The organism is Pseudomonas sp. RIT-To-2, from assembly GCF_029623465.1.
Lineage (GTDB): Bacteria > Pseudomonadota > Gammaproteobacteria > Pseudomonadales > Pseudomonadaceae > Aquipseudomonas > Aquipseudomonas silvicola.
This window is the reverse complement of sequence record NZ_JAPYKM010000001.1, coordinates 203762-226502: the sequence shown is the minus strand read 5'-3', so window position 1 is coordinate 226502 and position 22741 is coordinate 203762. Positions and strand designations below refer to the sequence as shown.

The following is a 22741-nucleotide window of genomic DNA, read 5'->3' as shown; positions in this document are numbered from 1 at the left end:
AGCTTCGCCCAGCCCCACAGGGTTCCACTCGAATGAAAGGATGATGTTGTGCGCTCTACCGACGTTGTGATCATTGGCGCAGGTGCCGCCGGCCTGATGTGCGCTTTCAGCGCTGCCGCCCGCGGCCGACGGGTACTGCTCATCGATCACGCCAACAAGGCCGGCAAGAAGATCCTGATGTCGGGCGGTGGGCGCTGCAACTTCACCAACATGTACACTGAACCGGCCAATTTCCTGTCGCAGAACCCGCACTTCTGCAAGTCGGCACTGGCTCGCTACACCCAGTGGGACTTCATCGCCATGGTCGCCAGACACGGTGTGCCGTACCACGAGAAGAAACTGGGCCAGCTGTTCTGCGACAACAAGTCCAGCGACATCCTGGAAATGCTCATCAGCGAATGCGAAGGGGTGAAGGTCGACCTGCGCCTGGACACTTCGGTGCAAAGCATCGAGAAGACCGAGGCAGGCTACCTGCTGGACACCAGCCTGGGCCAGGTCACCTGCCAGTCGCTGGTGGTGGCCACCGGCGGCCTGTCTATCCCGACCCTGGGCGCTACGGGCTTCGGCTACCAGATCGCCCGCCAGTTCGGCCACAACGTGCTGGCCACCCGCGCCGGCCTGGTGCCTTTCACCATTACCGACCAGCTCAAGGCCCTGTGCACCGAGTTGTCGGGCACTTCGGTGGACTGCCTGGTGAGCTGCAACGACCAGAGCTTTCGCGAGAACCTCCTGTTTACCCACCGCGGCCTCAGCGGCCCGGCGATTCTGCAGATTTCCTCGTTCTGGAACCCCGGCGACACGGTGGAAATCAACCTGCTGCCCGACCACGACGCCCTGGCCTGGCTGCAACAGCAGCAGGCCGAGCGCCCCAACAGCGAACTCAAGACCCTGCTGGGCGAGCTGTTCACCAAGAAGATGGCCAACCTGCTGGCCGAGCAGTGGTTCACCTCCAGGCCGATGAAGCAATACACGCCGGCCGAGCTGCGCGACGTCGCCGACAAGCTGGGCGCCTGGCAACTGGTGCCAGCGGGCACCGAGGGCTACCGCACCGCTGAAGTCACCCTGGGGGGCGTCGATACCCGCGAAGTCTCGTCCAAGACGCTGGAGTCCCTGAAAAGCCCTGGCCTTTACTTCGTGGGCGAGGTGCTGGACGTCAGCGGGCACCTGGGTGGTTTCAACTTCCAGTGGGCATGGGCGTCGGGCTACGCCGCGGCGCAGTTCGTGTAATAACGCGGCAGGCAGTATCCCGGAACAAATTTTGCTGGTAATAAGAGAGCGGCGACAGTGAATCGCCGCACGCACCCGCTTTATTCAGATCAACTGCCCAACAGGTTCGCGTCCCCTCTATGGCATCGACCTCGTTCCGCCAATCCATGCGCCGTTTATGGGCGCTCGACAAGTTCAGTTACAGCGTGCGGGTATTCATCGCCCTCACCGGGTCCATGGCGTTCTGTTGGTACCAAAGGGAAATGCATGCGCTGATCCCGATCTTCCTGGGCATCATCGCCTGCGCCCTGGCCGAGACCGATGATAACTGGCAGGGCCGGATCAAGGCATTGGCGGTGACGCTGGTGTGTTTCAGCTGCTCGGCGCTGTCAGTTGAACTGTTGTTCCCCTACCCCTACCTGTTCATCATCGCCCTGGCTGTGGCGGCCTTTGGCCTGACCATGCTCGGGGCGCTGGGCGAGCGCTACAACGCCGTGGCCTATGCGACGCTGATCGTTGCGGTGTACACCATGATTGGCGTCGACCAGCGTGGCGGCGAAGTCAGCAATTTCTGGGAGGAGCCGCTGCTGCTGGTGACCGGGGCAGCCTGGTACGGACTGCTGTCGGTACTGTGGCAGGCGCTGTTCGCCAACCAGCCCGTGCAGCAAGCACTGGCCCGGCTGTTCCGTGAACTGGGTTATTACCTGAAGCTCAAGGCGAGCCTGTTCGAGCCCATTCGCGGCCTGGACATCGAGGCCCGACGCCTGGAGCTGGCCAAGCAGAATGGCCGGGTGGTGGCGGCGCTCAACGCCACCAAGGAAATCATCCTGCACCGGGTAGGCGGCGGCCGGCCCGGCTCGAAGATCAGCCGGTACCTGAAGCTGTATTTCCTGGCGCAGGATATCCACGAGCGCGCCAGCTCTTCGCACTACCCCTACAACGCCCTGTCCGAAGCCTTTTTCCACAGCGACGTACTGTTCCGCTGCCAGCGCCTGCTGCGCCAGCAAGGCGCTGCGTGCCGGCGCCTGTCGGAGTCTATCCAGCTGCGCCAGCCGTTCGTCTACGACGACAGCTTTGCCGAGGCCCTGGGCGACCTGCATGCGTCGCTGGAGCACCTGCGCATTCAGAGCAACCCGGCCTGGCGCGGGCTGCTGCGCTCCCTGCGCGCGCTGGCGGCCAACCTCGGCACCCTGGACCGCCTGCTCAGCGACGCCAGCAACCCCGACAAGCTCGCCGACGAGAGCGACAGCAGCCTGCTGGACCGTTCACCGCGCAACCTGAAGGACGTATGGGGCCGTATCCGCCAGAACCTGACACCCACCTCGCTGCTGTTCCGCCACGCACTGCGCCTGCCGCTGGCACTGATCGTGTGTTTCGCCATGGTGCATGTGGTGCCCACGACCCAGAGCTACTGGATCATGCTGACCACGGTATTCGTCTGCCAGCCCAGCTACGGCGCCACGCGCCGCAAGCTGGGCCAGCGGATCATCGGCACGGCCATTGGCCTGGTGATCGGCTGGCCGCTGTTCAACCTGTTCCCCAGCCCCCTGGTGCAGTCCATGTTCGCCATCGCCGCTGGCCTGGTGTTCTTCGTCAACCGCACCACGCGCTACACGGTCTCCACCGCGGGCATCACGCTGATGGTGCTGTTCTGCTTCAACCAGGTGGGTGATGGCTATGGCCTGTTCCTGCCGCGCCTTTTCGATACGCTGCTGGGCAGCCTGATCGCCATTGTCGCGGTATTCCTGTTCCTGCCCGACTGGCAGGGCCGCCGGCTGAACAAAGTGCTGGCCAACACCCTGAGCTGCAACAGCATCTACCTGCGCCAGATTCTGGAGCAGTACGCACGCGGCAAGCGCGACGACCTCAGTTACCGCCTGGCCCGGCGCAACGCACACAACGCCGACGCCGCGCTGTCCACTACCCTGGCGAACATGCTGATGGAGCCCGGCCATTTCCGCAAAGAGGCGGACGTGGGCTTCCGCTTCCTGGTGCTGTCGCACACCTTGCTCAGTTACCTGTCGGGCCTGGGCGCGCACCGTGCCACCGAGCTGCCTGAGCCGGTGCGCAGCGAGTTGATCGAAGGCACGGGCCAGACCCTGGCGGCCAGCATCGAAGAAATCGCCACCAGCCTGGCCAACAAGACCCCGGTGGCATTGCACAGCGATGCCGAGGAGGCCCTGGCCAATGCCCTGGAGCAGATGCCCGAAGAGGTCGACGAGGGCCAGCGCCTGGTGCAGACCCAACTGGCGTTGATCTGCCGGCAGTTGGGGCCTTTGCGTACCCTGGCGGCCCACCTGATCAAGGACAAGACGCAGCAGGATTCGCCAGTGGCCGCCTGACTACAGGCCGTACTGCTTGAGCAACCTGCTGTACGTGCCATCGGCCTGCATCTGGCCGATGGCCTTGTCGAACGCCGCCACGATCTTGGCATGGTCCGGGTTTCGCAGGCTGACCAGAATGTGCAAGTGGTTGAGGCTGAGCGGCACCGGCAAAAATTCCACGGCATCGCGCACCCGCGGTATTTCGCGCCCCAGGTAATAGCGCGCCACGAGCTCATCTTCCAGGGTCAGTTGTACCCGGCCGGCGGCCAGCATGCGCACGGCCATGGGAAAGTTGTGCACTTGTACTTTCTGCAATTCGCCGTCACTGTCGAACGCGCCGGAGTACGCATAGCCGCGCACGATGGCAATGGGGTACGGGTGCAGTTCGTCCAGGTTGCCGCTGAAGCCGATCGGCGATCCCCTGGCCTTGATGAACAGGATGCGGTTCTGCAGGTAGCTGCCGGAGAACTGGCCGATACGGGTGCGCTCGTCGCTGTACCAGGCATTGACCAGGACGTCGTAGCGGCCTTCATCGATACCCAGCAGCGCCCTGGCCCACGGCACCTGGTCGAACTCGCTGGCATAGCCGGCCCGGGCCAGAGCCGTGGTCACCAGCTCCGTGGCCAGGCCGCCATTGACCATGGTGGCGTCAGTGAACGGTGGCCAGGCGTCAGCCACCAGCCGCAACCTGTCTGCTGACGCCGGCTGGGCGACCAACAGCAATCCAAGCAAATACGAGACTCGAAGCAAATGCAGCATGCTCAAGATCCTGTAGCGGGCTCCTGGCCCGGCGTGTTGGTCAAGCCTTGCGTTCAACATCCCGATTCTAACCTTAGCTCAACATCAACCGTGTCTGTCACTATGATGGCGGTAGGCAACCGGCCTTTATTCTCAGGAGCACACATGTCCCTCGACTGGGTCTGCAAACACCACGCTGATTTAGGTATCGACCAGCTCTACCGGATTCTTCAACTGCGAACCGAAGTTTTCGTGGTCGAGCAGCAATGCCCGTACCAGGAAGTCGACGGGCAGGACCTGGAAGGCGACACCTGCCACCTGATGGGCTGGCAAGGCAACCAGTTGGCCGCCTACCTGCGCCTGCTGGACCCAGCGGCCCACGACGGCGATGTGGTCATCGGCCGCGTGGTGACCGCGCCGTTCGCGCGAGGCAAGGGGTTGGGGAACGCATTGCTGGAGCAGGGACTGTGGCACGCGGACAAACTATGGCCGCAGGTGCCGATCTATCTGTCAGCCCAGTCTCATTTGCAGGGGTATTACGGGCGGTACGGGTTTGTGGCGCAGGGTGAGCAGTACCTGGAAGACGGCATTCCCCATATTGGCATGCGCCGATCGCAACCCGTCACCTGAGCATGCCCGGCCCCACACGAGGGCGCAGTGGCGGAGTCAGGGGTAGCCGAGGGTGGCTTTGATGGTCGAAAGGTTGCGGCCGATCCAGGCCTTGTCGATGGCGCCCCAGTCGCGAATCAGGTACTGGCCGATGTGGTTGCGCTCGCCTTCGCTCTGTTCGAACTCGCAGACGATGTCCAGATCGGCCAGTGCCAGCAAGGTGTCCTGAGCAGTGCGCCGGGGCATGCCGGTCGCTTCCGTGATGGCCGGCACGCTGCTGGCAGTGCCGCTGTCGATCAGCCATGCCACGTACAGGCGGCGGTAGAAACTGGTCTTGGTCTTGCTGACATCCATCGAACTATCCTTGGTCGGTCATTGCGGCAGGTCGCGCCAGGTCAGGTAAATGCGCAGGTCGAATTCCAGTTGATGGTAACCCGGCTGCATATGTTCGCAGAGCTTGTAGAACGCCTTGTTGTGATCGGATTCCTTGAAGTGTGCCAGCTCGTGCACCACGATCATCCGCAGAAATTGCGGCGCGGCCTCCTTGAACAACGAGGCAATGCGTATCTCCTTCTTGGCCTTGAGCTTACCGCCCTGCACCCGTGACACAGCAGTATGCAGCCCCAGAGCCCGATGGGTCAGGTCCAGGCGGTTGTCATAAAGTACCTTGTCCAGGTTCGGCGCATTGCGCAAGTGCTCCTGCTTGAGCTCCAGCGCGTAGCTGTACAGCGCCTTGTCGCTCTGCACGTCATGCCGGCCGGGGTAGCGCTGCTGCAGGTAGTCGCCCAGGCGGCCTTCAGCCAGCAACTTGCGCACCTGCTCTTGCAGGTGCGCGGGGTAGGCCTGGAGGTATTTGAGCGGAGTCATGGTGGCGCTGCACAGTGAGATCGGTCACCAGTGTACCCAATTGCGTGGCTACACTGATGCCCAATCGAAGTACCCGGGGAAGCCGGTGGCATCCTCGGACGTCAGTGGCTTGGCAACGATGAAGCCCTGGGCCAGCTCGCAGCCATTGGCTTGCAGCCACTGATATTGCTCGCGGGTTTCGACCCCTTCGGCAATCACGGTGATGTCGAAGTCCTGGCACAGCTCGATGACATTGCGCGCCAGCGCCGCGTCGCGGCTGGACTCGGGCAGGCGTGCCACCAGGTGGCGGTCGAGCTTGAGGGTATCGATGGGCAAGTCGCGCAGCAGCTTGAGCGAACAGTGACCCGTGCCGAAATCGTCCAGTGCCACCCGCACGCCCAGGTTGTGCAGTTCGTGCAACTGGCGCAGCGCCTCCTCCTGGTTATGCATCAGCGAGGTTTCCACCACTTCCACTTCCAGTTGCTGGGCCTGCAGGCCATTCATGGCAATGGCGCGCTGCAGCTCCGGCACAAGGTTGGGCATGGCAAACTGGGCGTTGCTCAGGCTGATGCTCAGAATAAGCTGGTCGTCGAAGCTGTCCCGCCAGGCGTGGCGCTGGGCGGCGCCCTGCTGGTAGATCCAGCTGGTGAGACGGCTGATCAAGCGGGCTTCTTCCAGCAAGGGAATGAACAGGCCGGGCGGCACGTCGCCAACACTGGGGTGACGCCAGCGCAACAGGGCCTCGAAACCGCGCAGGCGGCCATCGGCAATGGCCACCTGGGGCTGATAGACCAGAGTGAAGTCTTTCTTTTCGATGGCGCTGCTGACACTGTCTTCCAGCATCAGGCGCGAACGCGCGCGGCCGTTCATGTCCTGGTCGTAATAACGGTATTGCTGGCGCCCAGCCTGTTTGGCCGCATACATGGCGATGTCGGCGGCGCGCAGCAGGCTGTCCAGATTGGAGCCGCATTCAGGGTAGGTGGCAATGCCGATGCTGACACCCAGGGTCACGTCCAGGCCATCGACCTGTTGGCACATGGAAACCCGATCAATCAGCTTCTCCGCGACCTTGGCCGCCTGCTCCGGGTATTCCAGGGTGTCGAGCAACGCTGTGAATTCATCACCGCCCATGCGCGCCACGATGTCGTAAGAGCGCAGGCAATCCTTGAGCTGCTCGGCTACCCACCGCAACACCCGGTCGCCGGCGTCATGGCCATGGATATCGTTGATGCGCTTGAACCCATCCAGGTCCAGGTAGAGCAACGCCTGGGATTTGTCCGAGCGCTCGTTGCGCACCAGGGCGCTTTCCACGGTCTGGTAGAAACCACGACGGTTGAGCAGGCCGGTCAGCGGGTCGGTCACTGCCTGGTATTCGAGTTGCTGGTGCAGGTTGCGCACCACGGACATGTCCAGCACCGTGACGACCATGGCGTGCTGCTCGCCGGGCAGCGGTGCGCAGGACAGGGCCGCCGGCAGCTGCTGGCCGGATACCGTGCACAGCACGGCATCGTGAACCCGAAAGGTCTCGCGGTTGGTGTAAGCGCGGTAAAACTCCGAATCCTGCCATTGGGCGACGGCGGGCTTGGCGACAAACTTGAGCAGGTCAGCCCCCGTCAGTTCAGCCACCGAAGCGTTGAGCAATCGGGAGATGGCTGGGTTGGCAAAACTGATCCGGCCTTTCTCATCGATGACCAGAATACCTTCGGCTGCGTTTTCCAGCACCGAGGCATTGAAGGCGCGGGCTGTTTCCAGGTCGCGGCTCAGGCGCTGCAGGTCTCGGCGGTTACGCTGCTGCTCCAGCAGGGCCTGGACCTTGGGGCGCAGTATCTGCGGGTCGAAAGGCTTGAACAGGTAGTCGACCGCACCATTGGCGTAGCCCTTGAGCACGGAGGCCTGGTTCTGTTCGTTGGCGGTAAGGAAGATGATCGGGGTCAAACGCGTGCGCTGGCTGCCACGCATCAGGCGCGCCACCTCGAACCCGTCCATGCCTGGCATCTGCACATCGAGCAGGACCAGGTCGACTTCGTGCTCCAGCAACATGCTCAAGGCTTCCACCCCGGATGCCGCCGTCACCACCTTCCAGTCCTGACGCTCGAGCAAAGCCCGCATGCTGATCAGGTTTTCCGGATAATCATCAACGACCAGCAGCGTCGAGCCGCCGTCGTTAGGCTGGGATTGCGCGCATTCCATGCATGCTTCTCATCGAGACGTTTGGCACCGGCGTTCAGGCATAAACCGGATACAGATTGCTCCTTACTCTAGACAAGGATCCAAGAGAGCGGGAGCAGCGGACGTGCCAGTACCTTGCCAATACAGACTTACCCGACTAACGGTAAGTTCCCGCAGCCCCTGTAAATAAAGGGCTGCAGGGAATTCGACGTAAGGTTGGCGCCAAGTTGTCGACTAGCCATCATTAACAAACTATTTTCAAGACTCTATAAAGAGCGCCCTCTCAATCCCGAGCTGAAGCGGCCGGGTTGGTTTCTCGGCAGTCGACCGCCGCGATAAAATGGAAGGCTATTATCATGATCGACCTATCGACCTGGATGCTGAGTGTCCCGGAAGGCACACCGGCCCAGACCATCAGCACCCCAACTCTGGTGTCCGGCTTCAAGGACAAGTATTTCCATTCCGACACCGGCACCCTGTTCTTCTGGGCACCCGTCACCGGCACCGTGACCGAAAGCGCCATCTACCCCCGCTGCGAACTGCGCGAGGCCAATGCCGACGGCTCGGTGCGCAACTGGCTGTACGGCGCCGCCGACAATACCCTGCGCGCAACGCTCAGCGTCGACCAGGTGCCCTCGTCGGGCAAGGTGGTGATTGGCCAGATCCACGTGTACGGCAGCAACCAGCCGCTGCTCAAGGTCGAGTACCAGTACAAGACCAAGACCCAGACCGGCAACATAGTCGCCAAGGTGCGCTACCACCTGGATGACGATGAGCCCACGGTGATTCAGGTGGCCACCGGCGTGCCGCTGGGCCAGCAGTTCAACTACCTGATTCACCTGAGCCCGGGTGGCGCACTCAGCGTCGACTCCGCGGGCTACCAGTGGGTGGACCAGATCAGCGCCACCTGGAAGGCGTCGCAGCTGTACTTCAAGGCAGGGGTGTATACCCAGGACAACACCGGCGATACCAGCGAAGGCGGCACGGTGACCTTTTACAAGCTCGCCATCGCTCATACGTCAGACTGACGGCCCCTCACCCCCGGCGCACCGCGAATAAACCGCCCCCGCTGCGGTTTATTCGCGGCTGGTTCAACTATCAGAGATAAGAAAGGTATTTGGCGCGCAACGAATTGCCATGGATGCAATTGTCGACCAGCCGCTGACGCAGCGACCAGTCAGTATTGATAATGTAGTGGCTCAAGATAGGCTGGCTACCGCTGGAACTGAACCAGCTCATGAGATCACCGGACCGGTCATTGGGTACAAACATGGGCAAGGCGTATTTGGCCGCCTGAACCGATCGTAGCTCCCACGCCCCCTTCTTCTCGTTCCCCACCTTTTTGATGAAGTCACGAAGCTGATTGTTGGTTGGCGTGTTTTTGCCAATCCAGCGTTGATTCACCCCAGCCCAGAACAAGGCGTCGCGACGGCGGTCGTTGTAGGCGATCACGGTATTGGCAGAGGAACTGCTCCAGATCTCGCCAATCGTCTTGGCGGCCATGGAAGTTGGCAGAATCCGGTCTTGACCCAGCCTTGACTTGATCAGGTTGGCGAGTTCCACATGGGCCGCGTCGGTGAAGTTCCTGAATTCATGGAAATCCAGAATGACGATTTCCCTGGACGTGTCGTACCCCGGCGTCGCCCTGAACTGGTTGAGAGCGCCCAGGATGTCATTGGCGACGGTCCGCCCGGAGGTGGTGCTATGGAAAATCGAGAACCGGCGCGGGTCCCCAGCCGAATAGCCAGAGAAGAACTGTACCCTCAGGTCCAGAACCCGAATGCCGGCGCGAAGTTGCTTGAGCGGCGATACATCCTGGCAGGTTTCGCTGGACGGCGTGGAAGGCGCCTCCTTGTCGAAGGCCGAATTGTGCGTGCCAGGCAGGATGCAATCCTGAATCCTAAGGGAACGCGCGCCACTGTAGCGCCGCATCCAGTCCTCGCGGACATTGTTGTAGGCCTTGCATATACCGCCTGACCAGCTCCCGTTCGGGCAATAACCCGCCATGATTTCCATGCCACCCCCATCGTCGTCACCACTTTCACAGCCGGGCTCTTCGGGGGTTATCGGCTCTTCGCCGAACAGAGGCGCATCCTCGATCGGAGCAGGCGCACCTGCGTCGATATCAAAACTATCGCAAGCAGGCACATAGGGCAGGATTGTTCCGTCCACCGAAATATCCAGCGGATTGACCGAGGCATCCGCAGTCACATCAATGTTCATGTTGCCGTCCTTTATATCGGGTTGGTTTCTACCGGCGAATATAGGGTGGGCAAATGATCGGGTTAATATTCAAGTTGTTCCCGGCGGACAAGGACTTCCATGCCGCTTGCAAAAAAAAACCGCTCTGCGAAGAGCGGTTTTGTCCGAAGCAGGAAACTCAGTTGACCTTGGCAGCCAACTCGCCCTTGGCGTAACGCTGGAACATCGCTTCCAGGGAGATCGGCTTGATCTTCGAAGCGTTGCCGGCGGTGCCGAAAGCTTCGTAGCGGGCGATACACACGTCACGCATGGCCTTCACGGTTTCACCGAAGAACTTGCGCGGGTCGAACTCGCTCGGGTTGGTGGCCATCAGACGACGCATGGCGCCGGTGGACGCCAGGCGCAGGTCGGTGTCGATGTTGACCTTGCGCACGCCGTGCTTGATGCCCTCGACGATCTCTTCGACCGGCACGCCGTAGGTTTCCTTGATGTCGCCGCCGTACTGGTTGATGATCGCCAGCCACTCTTGCGGTACCGAGGAAGAACCGTGCATCACCAAGTGGGTGTTGGGGATGCGCTTGTGGATTTCCTTGATGCGGTCGATGGCCAGCACGTCGCCGGTAGGCGGCTTGGTGAACTTGTAAGCGCCGTGGCTGGTGCCGATGGCGATAGCCAGGGCGTCGACCTGGGTCAGCTTGACGAAGTCAGCGGCTTCCTCAGGGTCGGTCAGCATCTGGCTGTGGTCCAGTTGGCCTTCGGCACCGATACCGTCTTCTTCGCCGGCCATGCCGGTTTCCAGCGAACCCAGGCAGCCCAGCTCGCCTTCCACCGACACACCACAGGCGTGGGCCATGGCCACGGTCTGCTGGGTCACGCGCACGTTGTAGTCATAGTCGGTCGGGGTCTTGCCGTCGACGCCCAGGGAGCCGTCCATCATCACCGAGCTGAAGCCCAGCTGGATGGAGCGCTGGCACACGTCAGGGCTGGTGCCGTGATCCTGGTGCATGCACACCGGAATGTGCGGAAACTCTTCGATCGCCGCCAGGATCAGGTGGCGCAGGAAAGGTGCGCCAGCGTATTTGCGGGCGCCCGCGGACGCCTGGACGATTACCGGGGAGTCAGTCTTGTCAGCGGCTTCCATGATGGCGCGCATCTGTTCAAGGTTGTTGACGTTGAAGGCTGGAACGCCGTAGCCGAATTCAGCGGCGTGGTCCAGCATCTGGCGCATGCTAATGAGTGCCATTGTGAGTCTCTCTCCCGGTCGAGGGTCGTTAATCGTGCAAGCCTGCCGTAGCGGCGGCTGCCATTCAAGTAGTGTAGGCCGGGCATGGGCCCGGCCCTGCTCATCACTGGGCCTTGCAGGCCCGGCCAATCAAATCGTTGGTCGCGACCCAGTACACCAGGCCTTCGTTACCTTTACTGTGGAACGCGAGCACGCCATCACTGTACAGCTCGCCCGACGCACCTGGTTCAGCCTTCAGGTGATACACCTGCGCACTGCCACCAAGCTTCACTTCCACGCTGTTCTTGCTGGCATCCAGGTAGCGCCAATCGACGGTCGCCTGGCTGTCGCAGGTCCAGTGGGCCCAGTCAGCGGGCGCCGGGGCCTGGTTGAAACTTGCACAACCACCCAGCACTGCAAACGCCATCATGGCCACAAAGCCTTTCATTTTACTTCCTCGATCGCAGCGCAACGGCAGGCCATGGCCTGCCGTTCAATTCCATCGGACTGAAAAGCCCGCCGGTTGTTCCGACCAGCGGTCGACTCAAGGGCAACCCTGCCCCGGAGCCTGGCGCTCGGTGTCGTACTTTTCGAGGCCATCCGGGCCCAGGCGCTTGTTGATGACCGGCGCCGTCTCGGCCTGCCAGTCGGACTGGTAACAACCGCCCTTGCCCGGCACGTGGTCGGGCTGGGCCGGGGCGGTGCCTGCCTTGTGGGCACAGCCCGCCAGCGCGGTGGCCAACAGCAACAACGGCAATGCCTTGGTCATCTGGACGCTTCCTTTCCACCTGTACATGAGGATCAGCCTTTGGCCCGCTGCTCCAGCATCTCGACGGCTGGCAGTACCTTGCCCTCGACGAACTCGAGGAAGGCACCACCACCGGTGGAAATGTAGGAAATATCCTGGCCAACGCCATACTTGTCGATGGCAGCCAGGGTGTCACCGCCGCCGGCGATGGAGAACGCCGGGCTTTCGGCGATGGCCTTGGCCAGCACCTTGGTGCCGTTGCCGAACTGGTCGAACTCGAACACGCCAACCGGACCGTTCCACAGAATGGTCTTGGAGGACTTCAGCAACTGGGCGAACTGTTCAGCGGTTTTCGGCCCGATATCGAGGATCATGTCGTCATCGGCCACTTCGCTGATCAACTTGACGGTGGCTTCGGCGGTTTCGGCGAAATGCTTGGCGACCACCACGTCCACCGGCAGCGGCACGCTGACCTTGGCGGCGATTTCACGGGCGGTGTCCAGCAGGTCCGGCTCGTACAGCGACTTGCCGACCGGGTGCCCGGCAGCCGCCAGGAAGGTGTTGGCGATGCCGCCACCGACGATCAGTTGGTCGCAGATCTGGCTGAGGCTGTTGAGCACGTCCAGCTTGGTGGAGACCTTGGAGCCGGCAACGATGGCAGCCATCGGCTTGGCCGGCGCGCCCAGGGCCTTGCCCAGTGCATCCAGCTCGGCGGCCAGCAGCGGGCCCGCCGCGGCGACTTTGGCGAACTTGGCCACGCCATGGGTGGAACCCTCGGCACGGTGGGCGGTGCCGAAGGCGTCCATCACGAACACGTCGCACAAAGCGGCGTACTTGTGTGCCAGCTCATCGGCGTTTTTCTTCTCGCCCTTGTTGAAGCGCACGTTCTCGAACAGCACCAGGTCACCAGCGTTCACCTGGACACCGTCCAGGTAGTCGGCCACCAGCGGCACGTCACGGCCCAGCGCCTTGCTCAAGTAATCAGCAACGGGCTTGAGGCTGTTCTCGGCGGAAAACTCGCCTTCGGTCGGGCGGCCCAGGTGTGAGCAGACCATCACGGCGGCGCCTTTCTCCAGGGCCAGTCTGATGGTCGGCAGCGAGGCCAGGATACGCGCATCGCTGGTGACCACACCGTCCTTCACGGGGACGTTGAGGTCTTCGCGGATCAGCACGCGCTTACCCTGCAGATCGAGGTCGGTCATCTTCAACACAGTCATGTGTTCAGTCCTTCAAGCCTGTTTTGATTGTTGGTTCACGACGTACAGAAAGTGCTCTGCCACGTCGAGCATGCGGTTGGCAAAACCCCACTCGTTGTCGAACCAGGCCAGGATATTGACCAGGCGCGGGCCTGATACACGGGTCTGGCTGGCATCGACGATGGCCGAATGCGGGTCGTGGTTGAAGTCACAGCTGGCGTGCGGCAGTTCCGTGTAGGCCACCAGCCCCTTGAGTGGCCCGCTGAGCGCGGCGTCATGGAGGATACGGTTGACCTCCCGGGCGTCGGTGTCGCGTTTCACTTGCAGGGTGATGTCCAGGCAGGACACGTTCACGGTCGGCACGCGCACTGCTTTGGCCTGGATACGGCCACCGAGTTCCGGCAGCAACCGCTCGATTCCCCGCGCCAGCCCGGTGGACACCGGGATGATCGACTGGAAGGCCGAGCGGGTACGGCGCAGGTCTTCGGCATGGTAGGCATCGATCACCGGTTGGTCATTCATGGCTGAATGGATGGTGGTGATCGAGATGTACTCCAGGCCCAAGGCCTCATCCAGCAACCGCAGCAACGGCACGCTGCAGTTGGTGGTGCAGGAAGCGTTGGACACCAGCGTCTCGGTACCGGTCAATACCTGCTGGTTGATGCCGAACACCACAGTGGCGTCGACATCGGTCTCGCTGGCCATGGGCTGGGAGAACAGCACCCGCGGCGCGCCGGCGTCGATAAAGCGCTCGCCGTCGGCACGGGTATGCCAGGCCCCGGAACACTCCAATACCAGGTCGACGCCAAGCGCCGCCCAGTCGATGCCCTCGGGGGTAGCGCTGCGCAGTACTTTCACGCAGTCGCCATTGATCATCAGACAATCGCCTTCGCTGCGCACCTGGCCAGGAAAGCGGCCATGGGTGGAGTCAAAGCGTGTCAGGTATTCGAGGCTGGCCATGTCGGCCAGGTCATTGATGGCGACCACCTCGACGCCCGCTTCGGCGCCGCGTTCGTAAAGCGCGCGCATGACGCAGCGGCCAATGCGGCCGTAGCCATTGAGTGCAACTTTATAGGGACGCGGCTGGGGCATGAGGTGCTCACTGAAAACAATGGGTCAAACCTTGCTGCTCAACATGCCCATGCTTGTGTGGGAGCGGGCTTGCCAGCGAGCTTCTGATGCACTCAAAGCTCGCTGGCAAGCCCGCTCCCACACAAACCAGGCATGCGGTGCCTGCCCCGAAGGGCAGGCGGTACATCAGTCTTCCAGCAGTTCCTCAGCCGTACCGACGATGTTGTCGACGGTGAAGCCGAACTCTTCGAACAGCTCAGCCGCAGGGCCCGACTCGCCGAAGGTAGTCATGCCGATGACGCGGCCTTCCAGGCCCACGTACTTGTACCAGTAGTCCGCGTGCGCCGCTTCGATAGCGATGCGCGCACCCACTTCCAGCGGCAGCACGGCCTGCTTGTAGCTGGCGTCCTGGGCTTCGAACACGCTGGTGCACGGCATGGAAACCACACGCACCTTGCGGCCCTGCTCGGCCAGCTTGGCCTGGGCGTTGATGGCCAGGCCCACTTCGGAACCGGTGGCGATCAGGATCAGTTCCGGCTCACCGTCGCAATCCTTCAGCACGTAGCCACCACGCTCGATGTCGGCCAGTTGCGCGGCATCACGGGGCTGGTGCTGCAGGTTCTGACGGGAGAAGACCAGGGCCGAAGGGCCATCGTTGCGCTGGATGGCGTGCTTCCAGGCCACGGCGGATTCAACGGCGTCGGCTGGGCGCCAGGTGTCCAGGTTCGGCGTGCAGCGCAGGCTGGCCAGTTGCTCGATCGGCTGGTGAGTCGGGCCGTCTTCGCCCAGGCCGATGGAGTCGTGGGTGAACACGTATACCACGCGCTTCTTCATCAGTGCCGACATGCGCACGGCATTGCGGGCGTATTCCATGAAGATCAGGAACGTGGCGCCGTAGGGCACGAAACCACCGTGCAGGGCGATACCGTTCATGATGGCGCTCATGCCGAACTCGCGAACGCCGTAGTGCAGGTAGTTGCCACCCGGGGCTTCGGCGCTGATGCTCTGGCTGCCTTTCCAGAAGGTCAGGTTGGAGCTGGCCAGGTCAGCCGAGCCGCCCAGCAGCTCAGGCAGCAGCGGGCCGAAGGCGTTCAGGGCGTTCTGGCTGGCCTTGCGGCTGGCAATGGTTTCACCCTTGGCGACCACTTCGGCGATCCAGGCGTCGGCCTTTTGCGCGAAGTCGGCTGGCAGTTCACCGGCCATGCGGCGGATGAACTCGTTGGCCAGCTCCGGGTGGGCGGCCGAGTAGGCAGCGAAACGCTGGTCCCACTCGGCTTCCAGCGCGCGGCCATTTTCCTTGGCGTCCCATTCGGCGTAAATGTCGGCCGGGATTTCGAAGGCGCCATGGTTCCACTTCAGCGCGGCGCGGGTCAGGGCCACTTCTTCAGCGCCCAGGGCCGAACCGTGGGACTCTTCCTTGCCCTGCTTGTTCGGCGAGCCGAAACCGATGGTGGTCTTGCAGCAGATCAGGGTCGGGCGGTCGCTCTTGCGGGCGGTCTCGATGGCGGTCTTGATCTCGTCGGCGTCATGGCCGTCGACATTGCGGATCACCTGCCAGTGGTACGCTTCGAAACGCTTTGGCGTGTCGTCGGTGAACCAGCCCTCGACTTCGCCGTCGATGGAGATGCCGTTGTCGTCGTAGAAAGCGATCAGCTTGCCCAGGCCCAGTGTACCGGCCAGCGAAGCCGCTTCGTGGGAAATGCCTTCCATCATGCAGCCATCACCCAGGAACACGTAGGTGTGGTGGTCCACAACGTTATGGCCTGGGCGGTTGAACTGGGCCGCCAGGGTCTTTTCGGCGATGGCGAAGCCCACGGCGTTTGCCACGCCCTGGCCCAGCGGGCCGGTGGTGGTCTCGACACCTGGGGTGTAGCCGTATTCCGGGTGGCCTGGGGTGCGGCTGTGCAATTGGCGGAAGTTCTTCAGATCGTCGATCGACAGGTCGTAACCGGTCAGGTGCAGCAGCGAGTAGATCAGCATCGAACCGTGACCGTTGGACATCACGAACCGGTCACGGTTGGCGAACGACGGGTTGGTCGGGTTGTGCTTCAAGAAATCACGCCAAAGCACTTCGGCGATATCCGCCATGCCCATCGGGGCACCGGGATGGCCGCTGTTGGCTTTTTGCACGGCATCCATGCTGAGGGCACGAATGGCGTTGGCACGCTCACGACGGCTGGGCATCGCTTATCTCCTGGGCTTTATAAAAAGTACGGATTTTGAAAAGACCGGCATTTTCCCCCACGTCACGCCTCTGGGCAATGACAGATAGTCAAAGGGCAGCGTTTTTCCTGCCCGTCGGGGAGGTAATTGTCAGTCTGCCTGCAACGTCTTCCTGCAATGGACCACTATTCGCCCCATTCGGCTCCACCCATCGTGCAATATCAAAACTTTTTGATATTGCCCTTGCGGTGCTGGTTTTCGCTGACTAGACTGCCGAACCTATGAACTTGCCCGCACCCGAGATCCGCCCTGAGCACCACGACGCCCTTGCCACCCTGTGCAAGGCCGGTGGCGATGCCTTGCGCCTGAATGTATTGCGGGCACTGGCGAGCGACTCTTTCGGCGTGCTGGAGCTGGCGCAGATCTTCGCCATCGGCCAGTCGGGCATGAGCCACCACCTCAAGGTGCTGGCCCAGGCAGGCCTGGTAGCGACCCGGCGCGAGGGCAATGCGATCTTCTACCGGCGCGCCCTGCCCGCCGCCGAGGCCCCTGGTGGACGCCTGCACGCGGCGCTGTTCGATGAAGCCGACGACCTTGCCCTGCCCGTCGACGTGCGGGCCCGCATGGCCCTGGTACAGCGCCAGCGGGCGGCAGCCAGCGAAGATTTTTTCTCGCGCATGGAAGAGAAATTCCGTGCACAGCAGGACCTGATCGCCGGGTTGGCGCAATACCGCGACAGCGTCCTGGCGCTGCTGGACAAGCTCAGCTTCGGCGAGCAGGCCAGCGCCCTGGAGATAGGCCCCGGTGACGGCGCCTTTCTGCCGGATCTGGCCCGGCGCTTTGCCCGGGTCACCGCGCTGGACAACAGCGCCGAAATGCTTGAACTGGCCCGCCAGCTCTGCCAGCGCGACCAACTGGGCAATGTCCAGTTGACCCTGGCCGATGCCTTGGGCGACAGCCATGTACAGGCCCACTGCGTGGTGCTGAACATGGTGCTGCACCACTTCCCCGACCCGGCCATGGCCCTCGAACGGCTGGCCGCCCGGGTGATCCCCGGCGGCAGCCTGCTGGTGACCGAGTTGTGCAGTCACAACCAGAGTTGGGCCAGGGAGGCCTGCGGTGATCTCTGGTTGGGTTTTGAACAGGAAGACCTGGCCCGTTGGGCCACCGCTGCGGGACTCGTTCCCGGGGAAAGCCTGTATGTGGGCTTACGTAATGGTTTCCAGATCCAGGTCCGCCACTTTCAGCGACCGGCTGGCGACACTCACCATCGGTAAATTTAGGAAACCGTCGAGATGAGCGAATACTCCCTTTTCACCTCCGAGTCCGTGTCTGAAGGGCATCCGGACAAAATCGCCGACCAGATCTCTGATGCGGTCCTGGACGCCATCATTGCGCAAGACAAGTTTGCCCGCGTGGCGTGCGAAACCCTGGTGAAAACCGGCGTGGCCATCATCGCCGGCGAAGTGACCACTTCGGCTTGGGTCGACCTGGAAGACATCGTGCGCAAGGTCATCGTCGACATCGGCTACAACAGCTCCGATGTGGGTTTTGACGGCGCCACCTGCGCGGTGATGAACATCATCGGCAAGCAGTCGGTGGACATCGCCCAGGGCGTCGACCGCAGCAAACCTGAAGACCAGGGTGCTGGCGACCAAGGCCTGATGTTCGGCTATGCCAGCAACGAAACCGACGTGCTGATGCCAGCGCCGATCTGCTTCTCGCACCGTCTGGTAGAGCGCCAGGCCGAAGCACGCAAGGCCGGCACACTGCCATGGCTGCGCCCGGACGCCAAGTCGCAGGTCACCTGCCAGTACGAAGGCGGCCGCGTGGTGGGCATCGACGCCATCGTGCTGTCGACCCAGCACAACCCGGACGTTTCCTACGCCGACCTGCGTGAAGGCGTGATGGAAGAAATCGTCAAGAAGGTGATCCCGGCCGAACTGCTGCACAAGGGCACCCAGTTCCACATCAACCCTACCGGCAACTTCATCATCGGTGGCCCGGTGGGCGACTGCGGCCTGACCGGCCGCAAGATCATCGTCGACAGCTACGGCGGCATGGCCCGTCACGGCGGCGGCGCCTTCTCCGGCAAGGACCCGTCCAAGGTTGACCGTTCGGCAGCCTATGCCGGTCGCTACGTGGCCAAGAACATCGTCGCCGCCGGCCTGGCCGACCGTTGCGAGATCCAGGTGTCCTACGCCATCGGCGTGGCCCAACCCACCTCGATCTCGATCAACACCTTCGGCACCGGCAAGATCAGCGACGACAAGATCGTCAAGCTGGTCCGCGAGCACTTCGACCTGCGTCCGTACGCAATCACCACCATGCTCGACCTGCTGCACCCGATGTACCAGCGTACCGCGGCCTACGGCCACTTCGGCCGCACCCCGGAACAAGTGACCGTGGGCGAAGACACCTTCACCACTTTCACGTGGGAGCGCACCGACCGCGCTGACGCACTGCGCGTTGCTGCCGGCCTGTAAAGGGAAGCTGCAAGCAACAACGGACGGCACTCAGTTTTGTAGCTTGCAGCTTACAAAATAAAAAGCCTCGGCCAGGAAACTGGCCGGGGCTTTTTCGTTCCTATGCCCGCCCCTCGCTGAGCGGGTCGCTTTTATTTCCAGACTTTTGAGGTTCCGATGCGCATTTCGCTGTTCGCCCCCGCCGCTGCCCTGCTGGGCCTGTTTGCCATCAATGCCCAGGCCGCCAACATGGCAACCATGGCCAATTCCCCCGACAGTCACGACACTCACAGCCAGCAACAGAAGCACAAGGCACCACAACCGGTGCACAAGAAGGTCGTGGTCAAGAAGGCCCCGCCGCACAAGCCGCTGGTTCACTCCACCCGCGCCCAGCACGACACGCCCAACCAGCGCTGAGTTGAGCAACATGCGGTAACCACGCCACCGAGCATCCGCAGCAAGCCTTTCCTAGGCTTGGGGTTCCACTGGGTCGCGCAAGGAAGCCGACAATGAACCCCGCCCTTCTGCTGCTGGGTGCCCTGCTGGTACCGGCCCTGGCAACTGCTGATAGTTGCCCGGACTGGAACCCCGCCCACGCCGCGCTTCAGCTCACTGCACTGCAAGCACAACTCAGCCAGTGGGACACCCAATATCACCGCGACGGCGTCTCCGCCATCGCCGACGAACTCTATGACCAGGCCCGCCTTCGGCTAGACCACTGGCAGCAGTGCTTTTCCGCGCTGGACTCTGGCAGCCCGCACCCGCTGCAGGCTGCCCGTGGCACGATAGCGCACCCCGTTCCCCACACCGGCGTGGGCAAGCATGCCGAGCAGGCCACGGTCGCCGACTGGTTGCGGCACAAGACCGATGTCTGGGTGCAGCCCAAGGTGGATGGCGTAGCGGTAACGGTGACCTACCGGCAAGGCAGGCTGCACCAGGTCATCAGCCGCGGCGACGGCGTGCAGGGGCATGACTGGACCGCCAATGCCCGTGCCATCGCCGCCCTGTCCCGGCCCCTGCCCCAGCCGGTGGACCTGGTCCTGCAGGGCGAGCTTTACTGGCGTTACGAAGGGCATGTCCAGGCCCGCGATGGCAGCGACAACGCCCGGGGCAGGGTCGCTGGGCTCATGGCTCGTACCCAGCTGGACGCCGCCGACGGTGCTCGTATAGGCCTGTTCGCATGGGACTGGCCAGAGGGGCCGCCCACATTGCCCGAACGCCTGGCGGGGCTGGCGGCCTTGGGGTTCGAGCTGGAGGCACGTTACAGCCAGCCCATCACAGACGCCGACCAGGCCAACCAGTGGCGCAACCACTGGTACAACACCCCCCTGCCCTTCGCCAGTGACGGCCTGATACTGCGCCTGAGCCAGCGGCCACCCGCCAGCCGCTGGCAGGCCAAGGTGCCGTATTGGATAGCCGCCTGGAAATATCCCTATGCCCAGGCGCTGGCCCATGTGCGCGAGGTGACATTCAGCATCGGCCGCACCGGGCGCATAACACCCGTGCTGGAACTGCTGCCGGTGCGCCTGGACGACCGCACGGTAAGGCGCGTCAGCGTCGGCTCGCTCGACCGTTGGCGCGCCATGGACATCCGGCCCGGGGACCAGGTGGCCGTGCAGCTTGCCGGCCTGACCATCCCACGGCTGGGTGACGTGGTATGGCGCGCGCCCGAAAGGCAGCCCCTCACGGTTCCCGACCCGGGTGCCTACCACGCGCTCAGTTGCTGGCGCCCCACCGAGGGTTGCCAGGCGCAGTTTCGTGCGCGCCTGGCCTGGCTGAGCGGTAAACAGGGGTTGCACATGCCTCACGTCGGGGCCGGGACGTGGGAGCGCCTGATCCAGGCCGGAAAAGTCGACGACCTGGCCGGCTGGCTGCTGCTGGACGCGCAGGCCCTGGCCGAGGTACCACAACTGGGTGCACGCAGCAGCGCCCGCCTGCTGGAAAGCTTGCAGGCGGCTCGCCGCCATGGCCTGCAGGGCTGGCTCAAGGCGCTCGGGGCACCTGCCATGGGTACGTCAAGTACAGGACAGACCTGGCAACAACTGGCCAACCGGAGCCTTGAGCAATGGCAAGCGCAGCCTGGCATCGGTGCGACGCGGGCCAGGCATCTGTTCGAATTCTTCCGTCACCCGGATGTGCTCTCCGTCGCCGACACACTCCGTACTGTAGGCATTGAGGGCTTTACTGGTTAAAAACTAAGAAACTTCTTACAGACTTTGGCTTCAATAAGCCGTTCAATAGCGCAGTCTTTACACGGAGTCACCATGAAACCACTACCCCTTCTGACTGTGCTGGCCCTGTGCGGCAGCCTGTGCACCCCGCTGATGGCCGCCCAAGCCCCGCTGGAACTCAAGGGGTGCGCGGCCAGACAACAGGCCATTCGCACCCAGATCGACCAGGCCAAGGCCCACGGCAATACCGACCAGCAGGCGGGCCTGGAGAAAGCCCTGGCCCAGAGCCAGGCCAACTGCACCGATGCCGGCTTGCAGAAGGAACGGGAAAACAAGGTACTGGATGCACGTCGTGAAGTGGCGCAACGCCAGGCCGACCTGGACAAGGCCATGAAGAAAGGCGACTCGGACAAGATCAACAAGCGCAAGGACAAACTCGCCGAGTCGCGCAAGGAATTGCAGCAGGCGCTGGACGAAATCGACCAGTAACCCACACGGTCAGTGGTCGCGGAACTCCCGGTGGCACGCCTTGCAGGCGTTTTCCACGTTCTGCATGGGCTGGTCCAGATCCAGGTCCTTGAGCGGCTGGGCGCGGCTGGCCACCACCAATGCACCGGTGGCCGCCTCCAGTGACCGCGCCAATTGCTGGAATCGGGCCTGACGCTCCCAGACTTCAGGCTTGGCGCTGGTATGGTCCTGCTCACGCACCTGGGGGAAATGCTGCCAGGGCTGGTGCGCCAGGCCGTCGAGCGTCTGGGCGCTGGCGGCAAACGTCGCGGCATCGAACGTCAGGCGCCCCAGCAGCATGCCGTTCATGTCTTCGCTGGTGTGCAGCATCTGCTTGAAGATGGCCTTGCGCTTACCCAGTGGCGAAGCAGGGTCCACCCCGCCACAGGCACTCAGCACCAGGCAGGCGAGCATCACCGCGCTCAGACGTTTCAAGCTCATGGCATTCCTGTCAGACGGACACGCAGAACAGGCTGACGATCAGCCCCACGCCAACCAGCCACACCAGCGAACGCAGCATAGCCCAATCGGCCAGATAACAGATGATGTACAGCAGCCGGCTGGTGATGAACATCACGGCCAGCACGTCCATGGTCACCTGCTGAGCGTTGTGGCAGATATCGGCGATGATCACCGCCGCGGCGAACGCGGGGAATGCTTCGAAACTGTTCATCTGCGCCGCATGGGCACGCTTGGCGAACCCGTCCAGGTTGTCCAGGAAAGCCCGCGGGTCGTGGTTCTGCCGAGCGCCGAACTGGCCACCGCTGAACTTGGCGATGCCCGTGCACACGAAGGGCAGCAGGATGGCGATCAATACACACCAGAATGCGACGGTCATGCTTGTTCCTTTTCTAAACGAAAGAATGGGAATACATATCACAAGGCCCGCAAACTGTAGCTGATCAATGCGGTCCCGCTGTTGATGCAACGTACCGTGGCCTGTCGGAACTCATCGCCAAACCGGGGCAACGACAACCTCCATGAGTATCCCTGCCGCAGTAACAGCCTGTAACAACTGCGACATTTCAGCTGTGCCCCGGCCCAACGCTGGCCCGTCCCAGACAGTACACAGGCGTTTCACCACGCCCCACCACCACACCACCA

Annotated in this window: 22 protein-coding genes; 9 read left to right on the top strand and 13 right to left on the bottom strand. The window is 62.6% G+C overall.

Annotated features, from left to right (window positions below; all coding sequences use genetic code 11):
* The first annotated feature begins 48 nt into the window (after positions 1–48).
* Both QBK88_RS01135 and yccS read left to right on the top strand, forming a co-directional pair.
* Positions 49–1227: an NAD(P)/FAD-dependent oxidoreductase gene (locus QBK88_RS01135; protein WP_277960572.1), complete on the top strand. Its 1179-nt coding sequence runs from the start codon at positions 49–51 to the stop codon at positions 1225–1227.
* Between the two features lie 119 nt (positions 1228–1346).
* Positions 1347–3548, top strand: coding sequence for a YccS family putative transporter (gene yccS / locus QBK88_RS01130; RefSeq protein WP_277960571.1), 2202 nt, complete (start codon positions 1347–1349; stop codon positions 3546–3548).
* Here yccS and QBK88_RS01125 read toward each other — a convergent pair whose 3' ends face one another.
* Positions 3549–4289, bottom strand: a complete 741-nt coding sequence (locus tag QBK88_RS01125; RefSeq protein WP_277960570.1) for a transporter substrate-binding domain-containing protein — start codon at positions 4287–4289, stop codon at positions 3549–3551.
* 144 nt (positions 4290–4433) lie between these two features.
* Here QBK88_RS01125 and QBK88_RS01120 point away from each other — a divergent pair, with 144 nt between their 5' ends.
* The gene (locus QBK88_RS01120; protein WP_277960569.1) at positions 4434–4898 is read left to right on the top strand and encodes a GNAT family N-acetyltransferase; all 465 of its coding nucleotides are present in this window, start codon (positions 4434–4436) and stop codon (positions 4896–4898) included.
* Positions 4899–4934: 36 nt separating this feature from the next.
* Here QBK88_RS01120 and QBK88_RS01115 read toward each other — a convergent pair whose 3' ends face one another.
* From QBK88_RS01115 to QBK88_RS01105, 3 genes are read right to left on the bottom strand one after another with little or no spacing between them, the layout of a single operon-like run.
* The gene (locus QBK88_RS01115) at positions 4935–5231 is read right to left on the bottom strand and encodes a winged helix-turn-helix domain-containing protein (protein ID WP_277960568.1); all 297 of its coding nucleotides are present in this window, start codon (positions 5229–5231) and stop codon (positions 4935–4937) included.
* Positions 5232–5249: 18 nt separating this feature from the next.
* The gene (locus QBK88_RS01110) at positions 5250–5744 is read right to left on the bottom strand and encodes a M48 family metallopeptidase (RefSeq protein ID WP_277960567.1); all 495 of its coding nucleotides are present in this window, start codon (positions 5742–5744) and stop codon (positions 5250–5252) included.
* A gap of 48 nt (positions 5745–5792) precedes the next feature.
* A complete protein-coding gene (locus QBK88_RS01105; protein WP_277960566.1) occupies positions 5793–7913 on the bottom strand; it encodes an EAL domain-containing protein in 2121 nt (706 codons plus the stop codon).
* 335 nt (positions 7914–8248) lie between these two features.
* Between QBK88_RS01105 and QBK88_RS01100 the strand changes: the two genes are divergently transcribed.
* Positions 8249–8920, top strand: a complete 672-nt coding sequence (locus QBK88_RS01100; RefSeq protein ID WP_277960565.1) for a polysaccharide lyase family 7 protein — start codon at positions 8249–8251, stop codon at positions 8918–8920.
* Between the two features lie 70 nt (positions 8921–8990).
* On the opposite strand, the gene QBK88_RS01095 is transcribed toward QBK88_RS01100, so the two are convergent.
* From QBK88_RS01095 to tkt, 7 genes are all read right to left on the bottom strand, one after another.
* Complete coding sequence (locus QBK88_RS01095) at positions 8991–10115, bottom strand: hypothetical protein (protein ID WP_277960564.1); 1125 nt, start codon at positions 10113–10115, stop codon at positions 8991–8993.
* Positions 10116–10272: 157 nt separating this feature from the next.
* Positions 10273–11337, bottom strand: coding sequence for a class II fructose-bisphosphate aldolase (fba, locus tag QBK88_RS01090; protein ID WP_158152915.1), 1065 nt, complete (start codon positions 11335–11337; stop codon positions 10273–10275).
* A 103-nt stretch (positions 11338–11440) separates the two neighbouring features.
* On the bottom strand, positions 11441–11764 hold the full coding sequence (locus QBK88_RS01085; RefSeq protein WP_277960563.1) for an MliC family protein: 324 nt from the start codon (positions 11762–11764) through the stop codon (positions 11441–11443).
* A 96-nt stretch (positions 11765–11860) separates the two neighbouring features.
* Positions 11861–12085, bottom strand: a complete 225-nt coding sequence (locus tag QBK88_RS01080) for a hypothetical protein (protein ID WP_277960562.1) — start codon at positions 12083–12085, stop codon at positions 11861–11863.
* A gap of 32 nt (positions 12086–12117) precedes the next feature.
* Positions 12118–13281 carry a phosphoglycerate kinase gene (locus tag QBK88_RS01075; protein ID WP_277960561.1) on the bottom strand — a complete coding sequence of 388 codons (1164 nt, stop codon included), beginning with the start codon at positions 13279–13281 and terminating at the stop codon, positions 12118–12120.
* A gap of 12 nt (positions 13282–13293) precedes the next feature.
* Entirely contained in the window at positions 13294–14352 is a 1059-nt protein-coding gene (gene epd, locus QBK88_RS01070; protein ID WP_277960560.1) for an erythrose-4-phosphate dehydrogenase, read from the bottom strand.
* A gap of 165 nt (positions 14353–14517) precedes the next feature.
* Positions 14518–16515 carry a transketolase gene (gene tkt, locus QBK88_RS01065; protein WP_277960559.1) on the bottom strand — a complete coding sequence of 666 codons (1998 nt, stop codon included), beginning with the start codon at positions 16513–16515 and terminating at the stop codon, positions 14518–14520.
* A 260-nt stretch (positions 16516–16775) separates the two neighbouring features.
* On the opposite strand from tkt, the gene QBK88_RS01060 reads away from it, so the two are divergent.
* From QBK88_RS01060 to QBK88_RS01040, 5 genes are all read left to right on the top strand, one after another.
* Entirely contained in the window at positions 16776–17771 is a 996-nt protein-coding gene (locus tag QBK88_RS01060) for a metalloregulator ArsR/SmtB family transcription factor (RefSeq protein ID WP_277960558.1), read from the top strand.
* Between the two features lie 18 nt (positions 17772–17789).
* Positions 17790–18980: a methionine adenosyltransferase gene (gene metK, locus QBK88_RS01055; RefSeq protein WP_277960557.1), complete on the top strand. Its 1191-nt coding sequence runs from the start codon at positions 17790–17792 to the stop codon at positions 18978–18980.
* Between the two features lie 156 nt (positions 18981–19136).
* Complete coding sequence (locus QBK88_RS01050; RefSeq protein ID WP_277960556.1) at positions 19137–19376, top strand: hypothetical protein; 240 nt, start codon at positions 19137–19139, stop codon at positions 19374–19376.
* A gap of 92 nt (positions 19377–19468) precedes the next feature.
* Entirely contained in the window at positions 19469–21151 is a 1683-nt protein-coding gene (gene ligB, locus QBK88_RS01045; protein ID WP_277960555.1) for an NAD-dependent DNA ligase LigB, read from the top strand.
* A 72-nt stretch (positions 21152–21223) separates the two neighbouring features.
* Positions 21224–21619, top strand: a complete 396-nt coding sequence (locus QBK88_RS01040; protein WP_277960554.1) for a DUF1090 domain-containing protein — start codon at positions 21224–21226, stop codon at positions 21617–21619.
* Between the two features lie 9 nt (positions 21620–21628).
* Here QBK88_RS01040 and QBK88_RS01035 read toward each other — a convergent pair whose 3' ends face one another.
* Both QBK88_RS01035 and QBK88_RS01030 read right to left on the bottom strand, forming a co-directional pair.
* Positions 21629–22078, bottom strand: coding sequence for a cytochrome c (locus QBK88_RS01035; RefSeq protein ID WP_277960553.1), 450 nt, complete (start codon positions 22076–22078; stop codon positions 21629–21631).
* A 10-nt stretch (positions 22079–22088) separates the two neighbouring features.
* On the bottom strand, positions 22089–22475 hold the full coding sequence (locus QBK88_RS01030; protein ID WP_277960552.1) for an MAPEG family protein: 387 nt from the start codon (positions 22473–22475) through the stop codon (positions 22089–22091).
* Between the last annotated feature and the right edge of the window lie 266 nt (positions 22476–22741).